The sequence below is a fragment of the Pelomonas sp. CA6 genome, from assembly GCF_022549225.1.
Taxonomy (GTDB): domain Bacteria; phylum Pseudomonadota; class Gammaproteobacteria; order Burkholderiales; family Burkholderiaceae_C; genus Roseateles.
Genome location: NZ_JAKZFD010000011.1, coordinates 1 through 15,340, shown reverse-complemented (window position 1 = coordinate 15,340; position 15,340 = coordinate 1). Strand labels below are relative to the sequence as shown.

Below are 15,340 nucleotides of genomic sequence, written 5' to 3'. Positions count from 1 at the left end.
GGCTACAGGACTCACACCGGCAATCTCTGCGCCCACCCCGGTGCGCCGATTGCCTGGATCTGCGGTGCGCCGGACATCGATCCGGATGGGGCCCCCGATGTGGATTTGCATGCTGATGTGGCAGAGCTGGTGTCGCCGTCGCCGTACGGGCCGCTGGCGTGCCGTGCGCTCGCCGCGCGGTGGCGGCGAGTCCGCCGAGCTGCTGTGGCTGATCGCGGCCGTCGCAATCGCCTGGCTGGGCTCGGCCTATCTATGAGCCGCCTCCGCGTGGCCGCCCGCCTCCGCAATCAGCTGCATCAGCCGGTCCGGGTCGACCGGCTTGGTCAGGTGATGGTCGAAGCCCGCGGCCAGCGCCTGGTGGCGGTCGGCCTCCTGGCCCCAGCCCGTGATGGCCACCAGCACCGGCTTGTCGCCGCCGGGCAGGGCGCGGATGGCGCGCGCCACCTCGTTGCCATCCAGGCGCGGCATGCCGATGTCCAGCAGGCAGATCTCGGCCGGACTCTTCTCGAAGGCGGCCACGGCCTGCAGGCCGTCGAAGGCGCAGGTCACGCGGTGGCCCTGCAGCTGCAACAGCACCGCCAGGCTCTCCGCGGCATCACGGTTGTCGTCGGCGACCAGGATGTGGCGCGGCACGACCTGGGCGGGCTCGGGCGCCGGTGCCGGCGTCTTGCGCTGCGCCGGCAGGCTGATGTGGGCCATGGGGATGCGCACGCGGAAGGTGCTGCCGTGGCCCAGGCCCTGGCTGTGCGCGCTGATGCTGCCGCCGTGCAGTTCCACCAGGCCGCGCGTCAGCGCCAGGCCGATGCCCAGTCCGCCGCCGAGCCGGCTTTCGCCCCCTTGGCGCAGCTGCGTGAACATGTTGAACACCGCGTCCAGCGAATCGGGCGGGATGCCGATGCCGTTGTCGCTGACCTCAATGCAAACCTGACCCTCGGCGGCCCAGGCGCGCAGGCGTATGCGCCCCTGCGGGTCGGTGTAGCGCGCCGCATTGGTGAGCAGGTTGGCCACCACCTGGGACATGCGCAGCATATCGGCGTCGAAGCGTATGGGCTGCGGCGGCAGGTCCACGACCAGGGTGTGGCGCTTGGCGTCCATCAGCGGCCGTGCCGCCTCGACGGCCGCGTCGACGATGGCGGACAACTCGGCGCGGTCCAGGCGCAGCGACAGCGCGCCGCGGGTGATGCGCGAGATGTCCAGCAGATCGTCCAGCAGCAAGGCCATGTGCTGGACCTGACGCTCGATCACCTCATGGCTCCAGCGCTTCTGCGCCTCGCTGGCGGTGGGCGACTTGGAGAGGTTGGCGGCCTGGCGTATCGGCGCCAGCGGGTTGCGCAGTTCGTGGGCCAGCGTGGCGAGGAACTCGTCCTTGCGCCGGTCGGCCTCCTGCAGCAGCTGCTCGTGGCGCTTGCGCTCGGTGACGTCGGCGGCCCAGACCGCCAGCGCCTGCCCCATCGGCGACGCGACGCAATGAAAGCTCTGCCGCCCGGGCAGCATGGTCATCGTGACTTCGAACTCGCGCGTCTCGTCGTGGTCCAGCGCGGCCTGGTAGTGCGCGAAAACCTCCGGGATCAGGTGCCAGCAGCCGGGGATGACCTCCAGCAGCGCCATGCCCTGCAGCTGCAGCCGTGGCCGGCCGAGCACGCGCGCGGCGGCGGTGTTCAGGTAGTCCAGCCGGAAGTCCTCCAGCTTGCCCTGCGCATGGCGTATCGGCCGCAGCACGAAGAAGGGCACGGCCGAGGCCTCCAGCACGGCCTCGAAGCGGTGCTGAGACTCCTCCAGCGCGGCGCGCGAGCGGGCGCGCTCCATGAAGACCACGGCCTTGTTGGCGCACATGTCCATCGCCGCCTTCTCGCGGCTGCTGGCCGATCGCGCTTCGTCGAGAAAGACGCTCATCGCGCCGAGCAGCTCGCCGGCCTCGTTGATCAAGGGCAGCGCATGGGCCGCGCGCAGGCGCTTGGCGGACGCGACGCTCAACAACGGCCGGCAGCGGGCATCGGCCGCCAGGTCGGTGATCATGGTGCGCGTGCGCTCGCGCATCGCGATCTCGCAGATGCCGCCGGTACGCGCCAGGCTTTCCAGGCGCTCCATGGGCAGATCGGAGAAGCCCTCCTGTGCAACGACCCAGATGCGGCCCTGTTCGCTGAGCGTGATCAGGCCGTGCGCGCTGCGGTGGATGTCCAGCGCGGTGCGCAGCACCTTGCGCATCTGCTCGTCGAGCGGGCCGGGTTCGAGCAGGCGGCTGCTCAGCTCGTGCAGGCGGCGCAAATCGTCCAGCTGCTCGCCCAGGGCCGCCTGGGCGCGCTGCAGCTCGTCCTCGGCTCTCTTGCGGGGGCTGATGTCGATGCCCGCGCCGTAGACACGGCAGACCTGGCCGCGGTCATCGGTCGCCGCATGGCCGCTGAGCAGCACCCAGCGCGCCGCGCCGTCCGCGCCGCACAACCGCAGCTCATGCTGGAAGCTGCGATGGCCGTCGCTGCGTATCCGCGTCAGGATCTCCTGCAGCCGGTGCGCGGTGTCCGGGGGCAGCTGCGCGAGCCAGTCGCCCAGCCCCATGGGTTCGGGCGAGCCATCCATCTGCAGCAGCCGGGCCAGGGTGGCGGACAAGAGCACGGTCGCATGACGAAGATCGACCTCGAACAAACCGATCCCCGCCCCCTCGACCACGCGGCCACGGCGCTGCTCGGAGGCCAGCGCCATGCGCATCGCGCGGCGCACATGGGCGCCGATCTGCACCATGCCCACGCCGACCAGCGCATAGATCGCAGCCAGCCACTGGTCTTCGCGGCGCTCGAGCTGCAGGCCCTGCGCGGGGGCCAGGCCGCTGAGCGCGACGGCCATGCCCGCACCCAGGACGACCAATCCGGGGCCGCGCCCCAGGTACACGGCCGCGAGCACGGCCGCCGGCAACACCAACAACAGCGGCGCGCGCGGGCCGAGCGCCTGCATGCCCAGCCCCTGCTGTACCAGGACGCTCACGGCGGCCAGCGCCAGTGCGATTGCGTAACGTTGCCATCGGTTCAGGTTTTTTTCAGTGGGCATCCGTCCCCGTCCCCTGCGTTACCCCTTGGCTTGGAAGGGGGCATTGAAGCACCGCTTGACACTCTCTCGTAAGAATGCCCCTAAGGGCAGGGGGCGTTCCTGCGCGCAGGCGCGAGACAGGTACGCCGCTTGCCCTAGGCAGGCGCCCCGGAACCGTCGCATGGAAGAAAGGAGAAGACCAGCGGACGGCTCATTCGGGCAGCGTGCCGGTGGGCTGCTGGTTCTGCCCACCTTCGCCTTCCCAGACCTGTTCGCGCGGGCTCTTGGGCTGCGGTCGGGCTTCGCGCCGGTGCCTGTGCGTGCGCCGGACACAGAGCCAGCTGGCGCCCAGAAGGCTGGCCAGACCCAGCCAGAGGCCACAGCGCCCTGGTCCGGAATCGAGGGATTGCGAATGGGACCGCAAGGAGGAGGTGTGCATGGCGATTCTCCGCAGCAATGAAATGCCCTTCATCTGGCAAGCACGGTGCCCGAGCCGGCGGACATGCGGTCACAAGCTGATGCAACTGTATGCACCGCCACGGGCGCTTTCAGCCGCAGCGGCGGCAAGATGGCCCCCCTGACAAACCCCAATACGCCTCGGGCTTACAAGGCCACGAGGCGGCAACAGGACGAGGAGCATTGGTGACTCATGCGCTGATCGTCGATGACGACATGGATTCAGTGGGTTCATTACAGGACCTGATCGCGGCCGAGAAGTTCACCGTCTCGGTGGCCCACACACTGCGCGATGCCCGCCGGCACATCGCGTTGCAGCAACCCGATGTGGTGCTGCTGGATTTGCAGCTGCCGGATGGCAACGGCATGGAGCTTTTTGCCGATCCGCAGCTGGTGGCGAACTCGGAGGTGGTGCTGATCACCGGCCATGCCACGCTGGAGACATCCATCCAGGCCTTGCGCATGGGCGCGGCCGACTACCTGGTCAAGCCCATCAACCTGCGCCATCTGCAGGGCGTGCTCTCCCGCGTGATGCGCCCCGCAGCGCTGCAGGCGGAGGTGGCGGACATGCAGGCGCATCTGGCGCAGGACGGCCACTTCGGCCATCTGTGGGGGCGTGCGCCCACCATGCTGCGCGTCTACGAGCAGATCTCGCGCGTGGCCGGCACCGGCGTCTCGGTCTTCATCCAGGGCGAGAGCGGCACGGGCAAGGAACTGGTGGCGCAGACCGTGCACGACCTCAGCCGGCGGCGCAAGAAGCCCTTCCTGGCGGTGAACTGCGGTGCGATCTCGCCCAACCTGATCGAGAGCGAAATCTTCGGCCACGAGAAGGGAGCCTTCACCGGTGCCGACCACCAGCACCAGGGCTTCTTCGAGCGCGCCACCGGCGGCACGCTGTTCCTCGACGAGCTGACGGAGATGCCGCTGGAGCTGCAGGTGAAGCTGCTGCGCGTGCTGGAGACCGGGCGCTTCATGCGCGTGGGCTCAACGCAGACACTGGAATCCGACGTGCGCGTGATCGCGGCGTCCAACCGGCCGCTGGACCAGGCGGTCGAGTCGGGCAAGCTGCGCGAGGACTTGCTCTACCGACTGAACGTCTTTCCTATCGAGCTGCCGCCGTTGCGCGACCGGCTCAGCGACGTGCCGCTGCTGGCCGACCATTTCCTGCGCGCCATCGCCGCGAAGGAGGGCCAGCCCAAGCGCTTCAACGCCCAGGCGCTGGAGCGGCTGTGCCGCTACCACTGGCCGGGCAATGTGCGCGAGCTGCGCAATGCGGTGCAGCGCGCCTATGTGATGGCGGCGGGCGACACGATCGACGTTCAATGGCTGCCACGTGTCGACGCCGTGCCCCTGCCGGCCGCCGCGGGCGGCGACGGCGCGCTGCCCGCGACGGCGGTGACCGCCTGGCCTGCGGGGGCGCCATCACCGCTGCCGGGTCTGCCGGATGGCGCGACAGCGGCCGCCGCCTCGCCAACGGCCGCGATCCACGGGGGTGGCGTCGCCAACGGTGTGACCGGTGCCAATGGCGCCAACGGTGCCAACGATGAGGCGGGCGACGTGGTCGTGCTGCCGCTGGGCAGCTCCATGGCCGACGTCGAACGCAGCTTCATCCTCGCCACGCTGAACCACTACAAGCACCACAAGGAGCGCACGGCGGCGGTGCTGGGGATCAGCCTGAAGACGCTTTACAACCGCCTGAAGGAATACGCGGCGGCCGACGCGGATCGGCCGGACGACAGGGGCTGATCCCGCGGCGTCGCCCCGCCGTCGCCCACCCCGAGCAAGCGGCGGTAGCGCCGCATCATCTGCGCCATCACCGCCGTCCAGTCCAGCGCCCGGGCGCGCCGCAGCGCGCGCTGGACCTCGTCCGCGTCGTCCGGGTGCAGCGCCCGATGCATGGCTTCGGCCCAGAAGGCCGGCTGGGTGCTGGCGACCAACCCCGCGACGCCGCTGCCCAACTCTCCAAGGCCACCTTGCGCGGCCAACACGACCGGGGTGCCGCAGGCCATGGCTTCGAGCGCGGACAGGCCGAAGCTCTCCTGGTCGCCGGCATGCACGAAGGCGTCGCAACTGGCCATCAGGCGCGCCAGCCGGCGCGCATCGGGCTCGGGCGGCAGCAGGCGCAGCCGCGGGCCGGGTGGCGGCGGGCAGGGGCCGCCACCCACGCACAGCAAGGCATGGCCCGGCCCCAGCAGGTCGAGCGCGCGGGCCAGCAGCGGCAGGCGCTTCTCCGTGGCAAAGCGGCCGCAGTACAGCAGCAGGCGCGTGTCGGGCGCCAGCGCCAGCACCTTCTTCAACTGCCCGGCCCAGGCCGGATCGCGCGCCTCGGGGCGGAAGACCTGGCAGTCCACGCCCAGCGGCTGCACCTGGGCTTGCGCCAGGCCCCAGCCGCGCAACTGTTCGGCCAGCAGGCGGCTGGGGGCCAGCACCAGGTCGTAATGCGCGTAAAGCCGCAGCAGATAGCGCTGCGCCACGCGCCAGGCCAGGCCGGCGCGCCGACCCCGCGGTGTTCCCCCCAGCAGCCGTGCCGCCAGTGCCGGCAGATGACTGTGGCAGAACGCGATGGCGGGCACGCCCAGCCGGCGCGCCGCATCCAGCGCGGACCAGCCCAGCACATAGGGGTCGGCCGCTTCGATCAGGTCGGGCGCGGCCTGCACCATCAGCGCGGCGGCGCGGCGCCTGTTCAGCGCGAAGCGATAGCCCCCGCTGCCCGGCAGCGGGACCCCGCCGCAGTGAAGCTGAGCCTCGCCTTGCGACGCGGGCACCAGCAGCGTGTGACGCCAACCGGCGGCGAGCAGGTGGGCGCGCTTGGTCATGAGCACGCGGCGCACGCCGCCGGTGGGCTGCGCGCCCCAAAACATCGCGGCGTCGAGCAGATGGGGAGGTGGGGGCACCGCGGCTGGGCCGTGCGGCTCAACCGGCGGCGGGACAAGGGGCGGAACCGTCGCGGTGTTCATGCCCCTGTGGCGGCAAGGTCGATGCCCGGCATGCAGCCTGCCCCAGGCGCGCATGGCTCGCTTGCCCCACAGGACCGACCCGCCATCTTCAAAGTCCAAGCCATCGGGCCAAGCGCTGCGCTGGGTCAGCGACCGTGAGCCCGGCCTGCGCCGCGAGGGTCCGGCGGGCCGGTTCCGTTACCGGCAGGCGGACGGCCGTCCGACCCGCGACATCGCGACCTTGCGGCGCATCCGCGCGCTGGCCATTCCGCCGGGCTGGCGCGAGGTCTGGATCTGCGCCGACGCACAAGGCCATCTCCAGGCCACCGGACGCGACGCGGCGGGGCGCAAGCAATACCTCTATCACCCGCAATGGCGGCAGCAGCGCAGCGAGCACAAGTTCGCTCAACTGCCGGCCTTCGGCCGCGCGCTGCCGCGTTTGCGCTCCACGCTGCGCCGCTGCCTGGCGGGTGATCCCCAGCCCACGCGTGAACGGGTGCTGGCGGCGCTGGTGCAGCTGCTGGACTGCACCTGGATGCGCATCGGCAACAGCAGCTATGCGCGCGAGAACGGCAGCTATGGCCTCAGCACGCTGTTGTGCCGGCATCTGCGTCTGCAGGGCGATGCGCTGCGGCTGCGGTTCATCGGCAAGACCGGCGTGGAGCACCGCCTGGCATTGAGCGACCCGCGCCTGGCCGCCATCGTGCGCCGTTGCCGCGAACTGCCCGGCCAGCCGCTGTTCCAGTACCTGGACGACGACGGTTTGCCGCACCGCGTCGATTCCAGCGACGTCAACGCCTGGCTGACCGCCCGGGCCGGGCCCGGCATGACGGCCAAGGTCTTTCGCACCTGGCATGGCAGCGTGTTCGCGCTGGACCGGGTGCTGGACGCCGCGCTGCGGGACCAGCCGCCCGACCTGCCTGCCATCGTCCGCGAAGTGGCCGCCCGCCTGGGCAACACGCCCGCGGTGTGCCGCGCCTCCTACCTGCATCCGGCCGTGCTGGACCTAGCCGTGGCCCTGGCCGATCCGGACGCCCGCGCCCGGCTGCGCCACTCGCCCTGGTGGGCCCAGCGGCCGAGGGGGCGGGGGCTCAGTCAGGCGGAGGTGAGGTTGATGGGCTTGCTGGCGGCGAGCCGTGCAACTGCCAAGTAAGTCTCGAAGACGCGAGCAGTCTTTCTTTCGAGCATGAACATCAAAGATGTCCGTTGATCTTGAAAAAAGGTGACTCACTTGTACCCACTTAAGTCGGCATTGTGTGCAATTTGTGGTTTTTTTGGTCAACTTCATAACTCTGATCATTGGTTGACGGAATGGGCTAGCTAGCATTCCGCCTCGTTTGGATATCGCCGGCAGGCCGAGAGCCTTCTACACAAACGCCGGTATGAGCGGGTAGCGCGGGGCAGTTGCTTCGTAGGCAGGGCGGTTCCGAACAAAGGGAGGAATGTTCAGAGATCGAGAGCTCGTCGGACCGGTACTGCCGGGACGCTAGCTTGTGCGCTGCACGCGCTCGACCTGAAGTTCCAAGACTTCGGGAATAAGACGATGCTGCAGTACGCATGCGAAACGCAGGTGCGGGCGCTGGTGCCGACCGCACTTGATGGTGATGGGATTAGGGCGCATTCGCCTTGGCTATTGGGCTTGATGCCGATTGCCTGCCGGATCTCTCTCCCTTCCTTTCACAAGATCGGCTTGTTTGGCTTCGATGCTTCCGGCCTTCGGTGTGCCGGGAACCCTAGGCGAGGGCGCCGAGAAGGGGGGCAGGCATGACCAGCCTTCTCAACTGGTCAAACGCTGGATACGGTCGGTTCAAGCCTTGCCTGCTTCCTGGGTTTCTCCACGCCAACATCTTTCTCATCGCTCGATTTGCTTTGACGGTGTTGCTGTTGCTCACTTTCCCGGCATGGGCACAAGTTCTCCCCCCTGGGGCCGTGGACCCGGACGCGCAGCGGCGTTTGGAACTACAACGAGAGGTCCAGCGCCGTCAAATCCTCGAACAGGAGCCGGATGTTCGACTGCAAACGCTTCCCTCGGCGAATCGACTGCCTTTGCGCGATGACGAAGTGCCCTGCTTCCCCGTTGGTGAGGTTCGCATCGATGGGCTGGACCGCTGGCCCCGGCTGAAGCGTCTGGTCTCCGCGCTCGATGGCCCTGCTGGCAATGATTCGCCCCGCGGACGCTGCTTGGGCGCAGTGAGCATAGGTCTACTTGCAACGCGTTTGCAGGATGCGATCATCGAAAAGGGCTACATCACCACGCGAGTGCTTGTGCGCCCACAGGACCTTTCTACCGGGGCGCTGGTGCTCACGGTGGTGCCAGGACTGGTGCAGGAGATCCGGGCGCACGAGGAGAGTTCGGCTCAGTTGCGGCTGGTCAATGCGCTGCCATTGCGCCCTGGAGATCTGCTCGATCTGCGTGACATGGAGCAGGCCCTGGAGAACCTGCAACGGGTCCCGGGCGCCAAGGCGGACATCCAGGTTCAACCTTCGCGCGAAGCCATGGAGCCGGGTTTAAGCGACTTGGTTGTGAGCTATCAAGGTGGTAGGGCCTGGCGCATGCAGTGGCAACTGGACGACAGCGGCAGCGACGCCACTGGGCGCTATCCCTTTTCCGCCACGCTGTCGCTCGACCACCCGCTCACATTGAATGACTTGTTCTACGTTACGTTGAACAGAGATACCTCCTGGCTTGCCGGGCAGTGGCGCGATCGCTCAATTCCCCACTCCGCCAGCCATGGCCATTCATTGCACTACTCGTTGCCTTGGGGTCATTCGCTGCTCAGTGTTACTTTCAGCCGAAACGGCTACCAGCAATTGGTTGTCGGAACGACCCAGAACTATGTTTATCGCGGCATTAGCAGCAACGGCGAACTCAAACTGAGTCAAGTGCTCTGGCGCGATGGACAGTTCAAGTTCACGGGATGGGCTAAGCTGTTTGGACGCAGTTCGCGCAATTACATCGACGATACCGAAGTCGAAGTGCAGCGTCGTCGCGTGGGTGGATGGGAACTTGGTCTCCAACTTAAGCGCATAGCCAGTGCCGTCAACGCGGAAGCCGAACTCAATCTGAAGCGTGGAACCGGCGCGTTTCATGCGTTGGAGGCCCCTGAAGAGGCTTTTGGGGAGGGGCGCTCGCGCCTGGCTCTCGTTCAGGGAGCCTTGAGCATTTCCGGAACCTTTCCATTGGGCGACCGTCCGCTCCAAATAAGCACCCAATGGCGGGGGCAGGTCGCCTTGAGACCGCTAACACCTCAGGACCGATTTGCCATTGGCGGACGCTATACCGTTCGCGGCTTTGACGGGGGACGCACGCTATCCGCTGACAACGGCCTGCTCGTCCGTAACGAAGCTGAGCTGCCTCTTAACACCATCGCGGCCTTGTACTTGGGGGTCGATGCCGGCTGGGTCTCGGGCAGTGGTGTCGAGCGGCTAGCGGGAACCCACCTGGCTGGCGTCGTGATCGGCACGCGCTGGCGCTTCCACGGAGCCTATCTAGACGTCTTTGGTGGGATGCCGCTGCGACAACCTTCGCTCTTTCCGGAAGCCCGCCCTACGGCCGGCTTTACCCTGAGCTACTCTCATTGAGCCTGCAATGAATCGACTGCAATACCGAATCGTCTTCAATGAGCAGCGTGGGCAGCTCATGGCGGTGGCCGAAACGGCGCGTAGCCAAGGCAAGAGCGCTGGCGAGTGCCCGGGGTCGCTGGGTGGGCACGCAGCCTCTTGCTCAGTCTCTCGTGCGAGCCGATGGCCCGCACTTCTGACACTGGCCGTGGCTTTGGGTCTGGCACATATGCCATCGTTCATGCCTTGGGTCCATGCACAGGTCAAGGCAGATCCCAACGCGCCGAAGAACCAGCAGGCCACGGTTCTGAATTCGGCCAATGGAACGCCGCTGATCAACATCCAGACGCCCAGCGCTGCGGGCGTGTCCCGCAATACCTACAGCCAGTTCGACGTCAACGCACAAGGTGCCATCCTCAACAACTCTCGCACGGACACGAGTACCCAGTTAGGCGGTTGGGTGCAGGCCAACCCGTGGCTGGCCAAGGGTGGCGCCCGCGTCATTTTGAACGAAGTCAACAGCAGCCAGCCGAGTCAACTCAAGGGCATGGTCGAGGTGGCTGGGAAGAGAGCGGAGCTGATCATCGCCAACCCATCGGGCATCCAGGTCGATGGCGCTGGATTTATCAACGCCAGTAGCGCTGTCTTGACCACCGGGACAACGCAATTCGGCTCCGACGGTGCGATCACCGGCTTTGCGGTCCAGGGAGGACGAGTCCGCGTGGAGGGGCAAGGCCTGGACGCACGCCAGACCGATTACACGACGATCCTGGCGAGGGCCGTGGAGATCAACGCTGGCATCTGGGCCCAGGACCTGCGCATGGGCCTGGGGACGCAGACCTTCCAGGCGGATCTCACCCGGTCGGTGATGCTCAGCCCTGACGCCAGCGCTGCCACGCCCGTGCGGTATGCGTTGGACAGCAGCGTGCTGGGTGGCATTTATGCGCAGCGCATCACGTTAGTGGGCACCGAAGCTGGCTTGGGGGTTCGCAACGCCGGGACTTGGTCGGCCCAGCAGCTGCACTTGAACAGCGAGGGCTGGCTGGATAACAGCGGTACCTTGTATGCACAGGATCCATCCGGTGTAGGTAGTGCGCCGGCATTGGATGTGCAGATGAGCCAGGGCATCGCCAACCAGGGTTGGATGGTCTCTCGCGGCGGTGCTCGACTCCAAGCGCTCCAGGTGCGCCAGACGCCGGATGGCGTGATGGCGGCCGGACTGCAGCGTGACGCCACGTTGGCTGCGGCGGGCGGCGAGGCGGACCTGCGAATCGGCGCTACGCAGACGATGCAGTTGGCGGGACAACTGCTGGCGAGTGACCGAGTGGTGCTGCAAGGTGATGCCCAGGCCGTTCCGTTGGCAGGGGGCGCGGGAGCGATGGCGCCTCACATCGATTTGCAGGGCGTAACCCTGGTCGCGAATGAGGCTTTGCTGAGTGCGCAGTCCGCGGCCCTGGCTAACGCAAATTTATCGGCTCAAGCCACTTTGTCGGTTCAAGTCCAGGGGCTGCTCGAGGGTAGATCTGCCCATCTCAGTGCGCAGCAAATGTCGATTAGGGCGGGTGATATCGATGCGTATCGCAGCCAGTGGACGCAATGGGGCGGTAGGTCGTTGAGCATCACGGTGCCCGGGCGGTTCAACCTGGACGGTGCCGAAATCGGCTCCAACGGGGAGAGCCTGAGCTTGTCGGCTCGTGAGTTCAGTGGGCAGGGCATGGCGATCCGGCAACTGGGTGGCGGCAGCTTGAGCGTGCAGGCCCAAGCCGTGGACTTGGGGCAGGCTCAGTTGCTGAGCCGAGGAGGCGTGGATCTGCGTGCTGGAACGCTGAGGCTCGATCAGGCGAACACACAAGGAAGCGCGATCAACATCGCGGCGGATCGGCTGAGTCATCGAGCTGGCGTGATGCGCACCACTGGCGCAGCCCGGCTGGAGTTGGGTGAGTTCGACAACCAGGCGGGGCTTCTTGAGGCTGACTCCGGTGTGACGCTGGCCTTCCGAGGGACTCGCTATGGCACTGCGCCAATGTTCAGCAACATGGGCGGTACCGTTCAGTCCGCCCAGGGCTCCCTGTTCCTCAGCAGTGACGCCGCGGCTCTCGCCAGTGGTGCCGCTATTGACAACTCGTCGGGATGGCTTTCCGCGAAGGAATCGCTGAGCGTTCAGGCCGGAACCTTCAATCAGGCTAGAGGCGCGGGAGTTTCTGGCCGCGATGTCGAGTTCCGGACGACCGGCCTCTGGTCGCAGGATGCGGGGGAGGCCTCGTCCCGTTCCAGCGTTCAAGCCTCTGGAGGGCTGATCGTGCGCTCCGGCACACTTCGTTCGGAGGGTGCGTTGCATGCGAGCGGGCATGCCTCATTCTTCAGCCAAGGCGATGCGATGCTGGGTGGCACCGCCTACTCCGCCATGCGCCTGGAGGTGCTGTCCGGGCGGGACCTTTCGGTGCAAGGACTGGTGTCCGGCCTGGGTGATGTAAGCCTTACGAGTCAGCGGGAGCTTCGCATCACGGACGAAGCCTCGGTCGTGGCCGGAATGAACGCGGACGGGCGCCTTGTTTCGCCGTCGTCCGCACGGGGGCAATTGAGCCTGGACGCAGGTGAGACTCTACAGGCGCAAGGTACCCTGCTATCTGCACAAGCGGTCACGCTGCGTGCAGCACATGAACTGAGTGTGGCGGGCGCCCGGCTGCAGGCGCTCAGCGCCGATGCCCAGGGGCGCCGACTGGACCTCAGCGGTACCCAATGGAATGTGGCCGGCCATAGCCACCTCGCTGCTGAGCAGGACCTGAACACCTCGGGCGCGCAACTGCAGACGCAGACCCTTCGAGTGAGCGCGCAGAACTGGCGCAATACCTCCGGACTGGTCCAGGTCGCTGGTGGCGAGGCGCTGTCGGTTGCGCTGCCCGGTGTCTTGGACAACACCGCGGGACGCCTTCTCTCTAACGCCGCGACCTTCTCCCTCCAGGCTCAGAAATTTCTCAATGACCGAGGCGTTGTCGGCGCCGGGGGCGGAGGGCTGGAACTCAATGTCGATTCGCTGAGCAACCGCTTAGGGACGGTCGCTGGCGAAGGTGCACTGAAGGTCCGGGCCGGTCGTCTGGACAACAGCGAAGGGCAGCTGAGTGGGGCTGACGTGGCTGTGCGCATTGCACAGGGTCTGATCAATGGCGGGCAGGGCTTGGTCGCTTCACGGTCGAACCTGCAATTGCAGGCTGGGTCCTTGGACACCGAGGGGACACTGCAAGCGCGCGGGAATGTGAGCATAGCTATTGCCGCCAATGCAAACCTTCGCGGGACGCTGCTGGCCCAGGGGCGTGCTGACGTCAGCGTCGGTGGAACACTGAATCTGAGCGGCGCCCTGGCTGCTCAGGGCAATCTGAGCGTCAAGGCTGATCGTTTGATCAGTACCGGGCAACTGGCGGCCGGTGCGATGAGCACATCAGTAGCGGGAGAGGCCTCTCCCGCCAGCTCACTGACCGTGCGAACGGCTCAGACCTTGCAGCATAGCGGCACCAGCGTTGCGACGGGCGCTGTCGAACTGTCTGGCGAAGCCGTGGACCTCGCGGGTAGCACGACGCAAGGCCTAAGTGCCCGCCTGCAAGCCCGCTCGGGTGAACTGCGACTGAAAGACACTCAACTGGCGGTATCCCAAGGGCTCAAACTTGAGAGTCCGTCGCAGCTGACGACAGACGGCGCGGCGCTGATCGCCGGATCCGTGGACCTGCAGGCCAAGGACTGGAGCCACAAGGCGGGGCGTCTTCTGCAAACTCGCGGTGAGGGGCTGGCGCAGTTGACGGTCCAAGGAACCCTGGACAACTCCGAGGGCATGGTCAACGCCAATGCACGAACGCTGGTGCTGGAGGTCGCGAACCTCGTCAACAATCGGGGACAGTTGCTCCATGCGGGCTCTGACCGTCTGAATCTCAACGTGAACGCGTTGCAGGGGCGCAGCGGGAGCATTCTGAGTAACGGGTTCTTGCAACTTGCCGCGTCGGGCGACGTAGATCTCGACGGTGCGAGTACGCAGGCGCGGACGGTCCAAGTTCAGGCGAACTCGCTAAGTCATCAAGGCGGACGGCTTCTCAGCCAGGACGCGCTGAGCCTCCAGGTCGTCGGCTCGTTGAACAATCTCTCAGGTGTTCTCAGCAGCCCAGGCCCGGCGTTCGTGAGCGCAGCCAGACTGGACAACTCCGACGGCCAAATCACCGGCCAACGGCTTGTGGCGCGTGTCACAGATGAATTCATCAACGGCGGAGCCGGAGTATTGGCAGCCCAAGATGCGCTGCACATAGACGCAGGTAGCCTGCGCAATACAGGTGCCATCCAGTCGGGCGGTGACGTGCAACTTCGAACCCTGTTCGACCTGCACAACTCGGGAAGCGTCTATGCGCAAGGCAGCGGCCTGCTGCAAGTGGGCGGGGAGCTCTCTCATCAAGGTGTGATCGCCGCTCAGCGCGATCTTTCGGTGCAGGCTGGCCAGGTGGCGAGCCACGGAAACTGGGCGGCGGGACTCCGGCCGGATGGTGGACTGGCTGCCAGTGGCCGTCTGCTGATGAATGTTTCTCAAGACCTGCAGCACAGTGGATTGATTCGGGTTGCCACTGAAGCCAAGCTGCAGGCTTCCAGCCTGAATCTGAGTGGCAGCCAATCCCAGGCACAGTCGATTGCATTTGACGCAGGAATGGGGCCGCTGATCTTGGATCGGGCCGTACTCGTTACTCCATCCAGCCTAACGATGAACACCCCGGGCGATCTGTCGACCGTGGGCAGTACCTTGCAGGTGGGGTCCTTGGCAGTGCATGCCGACAACTGGAACCTCGCCAGCACGACGCTGCAGCAGACGGATGTCAAGGGCAGATGGGTCGCGGAGGTGAAGCAGAACCTGGACAGCCGCGCCGGGCGTTTCGCCGTACAGGCCACAGATTTGACGCTCCAAGCGGGGCAATGGCTGCATGAAGGAGGGGTTCTGGAGCACGTAGGGTCCGGTCAAGCCCGAATCAGCGCAGACCGTGTCAATGCGAAGTTGGGTACCGTGGTCAGCAATGGTGAGCTGACGCTCGCGTCGTCGGGTACTTTGGTGCTGGACGGCGCAACGACTCAGGGCCAGCGCGTGACGCTGCAGGCAGCGCAATTGAGTCACCGAGGCGGGAAGCTGCTGGCTACTCAAGACGTACTTGTCAAGGCTGCGCAAGTTCTAGACAACGCCGGCGGCGCAATGTCCGCCGGCACAACGCTCACCCTGCATGCGGGATCGCTGGACAACAGCGAAGGTCAGGTGATTGCGCAGGGCTCGGGTGCGCAGGCGCTGAGCGCGCAGGTCGATGGGGGACTGGTCAACGGCGGCCAGGGATTGATCGCATCGCAAGGGGGGG

The 15,340-nt window shown here is 66.5% G+C and carries 7 protein-coding genes and 1 pseudogene; 6 read left to right on the top strand and 2 right to left on the bottom strand.

The genetic code is table 11. The features are described from left to right. Positions 1-109 precede the first annotated feature (109 nt). A complete protein-coding gene (locus LZ017_RS17620; protein WP_241398217.1) occupies positions 110-256 on the top strand; it encodes a hypothetical protein in 147 nt (48 codons plus the stop codon). Here LZ017_RS17620 and LZ017_RS17615 read toward each other — a convergent pair. After that, positions 247-2,976, bottom strand: a complete 2,730-nt coding sequence (locus LZ017_RS17615) for an ATP-binding protein (RefSeq protein ID WP_241398216.1) — start codon at positions 2,974-2,976, stop codon at positions 247-249. The two genes, LZ017_RS17620 and LZ017_RS17615, sit on opposite strands and share 10 nt — an antisense overlap. A 684-nt stretch (positions 2,977-3,660) precedes the next feature. Here LZ017_RS17615 and LZ017_RS17610 point away from each other — a divergent pair. Continuing rightward, on the top strand, positions 3,661-5,220 hold the full coding sequence (locus tag LZ017_RS17610) for a sigma-54 dependent transcriptional regulator (RefSeq protein ID WP_241398215.1): 1,560 nt from the start codon (positions 3,661-3,663) through the stop codon (positions 5,218-5,220). Here LZ017_RS17610 and LZ017_RS17605 read toward each other — a convergent pair. Beyond that, positions 5,160-6,335, bottom strand: a complete 1,176-nt coding sequence (locus tag LZ017_RS17605; RefSeq protein ID WP_241398214.1) for a glycosyltransferase — start codon at positions 6,333-6,335, stop codon at positions 5,160-5,162. The genes LZ017_RS17610 and LZ017_RS17605 overlap by 61 nt on opposite strands. 148 nt (positions 6,336-6,483) lie before the next feature. Here LZ017_RS17605 and LZ017_RS17600 point away from each other — a divergent pair, with 148 nt between their 5' ends. The 4 genes and pseudogenes from LZ017_RS17600 to LZ017_RS17590 all read left to right on the top strand — a co-directional run. After that, positions 6,484-7,563: a DNA topoisomerase IB gene (locus tag LZ017_RS17600; RefSeq protein ID WP_241398213.1), complete on the top strand. Its 1,080-nt coding sequence runs from the start codon at positions 6,484-6,486 to the stop codon at positions 7,561-7,563. Between the two features lie 611 nt (positions 7,564-8,174). Then, positions 8,175-9,992, top strand: coding sequence for a ShlB/FhaC/HecB family hemolysin secretion/activation protein (locus tag LZ017_RS17595; protein WP_241398212.1), 1,818 nt, complete (start codon positions 8,175-8,177; stop codon positions 9,990-9,992). A gap of 7 nt (positions 9,993-9,999) precedes the next feature. Continuing rightward, positions 10,000-10,116 (top strand): annotated as a pseudogene (locus LZ017_RS22345) (ESPR domain-containing protein); the annotation flags it as partial. A 63-nt stretch (positions 10,117-10,179) separates the two neighbouring features. Continuing rightward, positions 10,180-15,340 (top strand): filamentous hemagglutinin N-terminal domain-containing protein (locus LZ017_RS17590; RefSeq protein WP_241398211.1); only part of this gene is annotated, 5,161 nt, incomplete at its 3' end.

What these genes read in the sequence shown, in the direction of transcription:
- LZ017_RS17595 (WP_241398212.1), top strand. Translation starts at nt 8,175, where the DNA reads ATGACCAGCCTTCTCAACTGGTCAAACGCTGGATACGGTCGGTTCAAG.
- LZ017_RS17605 (WP_241398214.1), bottom strand. Translation starts at nt 6,335, where the DNA reads ATGTTTTGGGGCGCGCAGCCCACCGGCGGCGTGCGCCGCGTGCTCATG.
- LZ017_RS17620 (WP_241398217.1), top strand. Translation starts at nt 110, where the DNA reads ATGCTGATGTGGCAGAGCTGGTGTCGCCGTCGCCGTACGGGCCGCTGG.
- LZ017_RS17600 (WP_241398213.1), top strand. Translation starts at nt 6,484, where the DNA reads ATGGCTCGCTTGCCCCACAGGACCGACCCGCCATCTTCAAAGTCCAAG.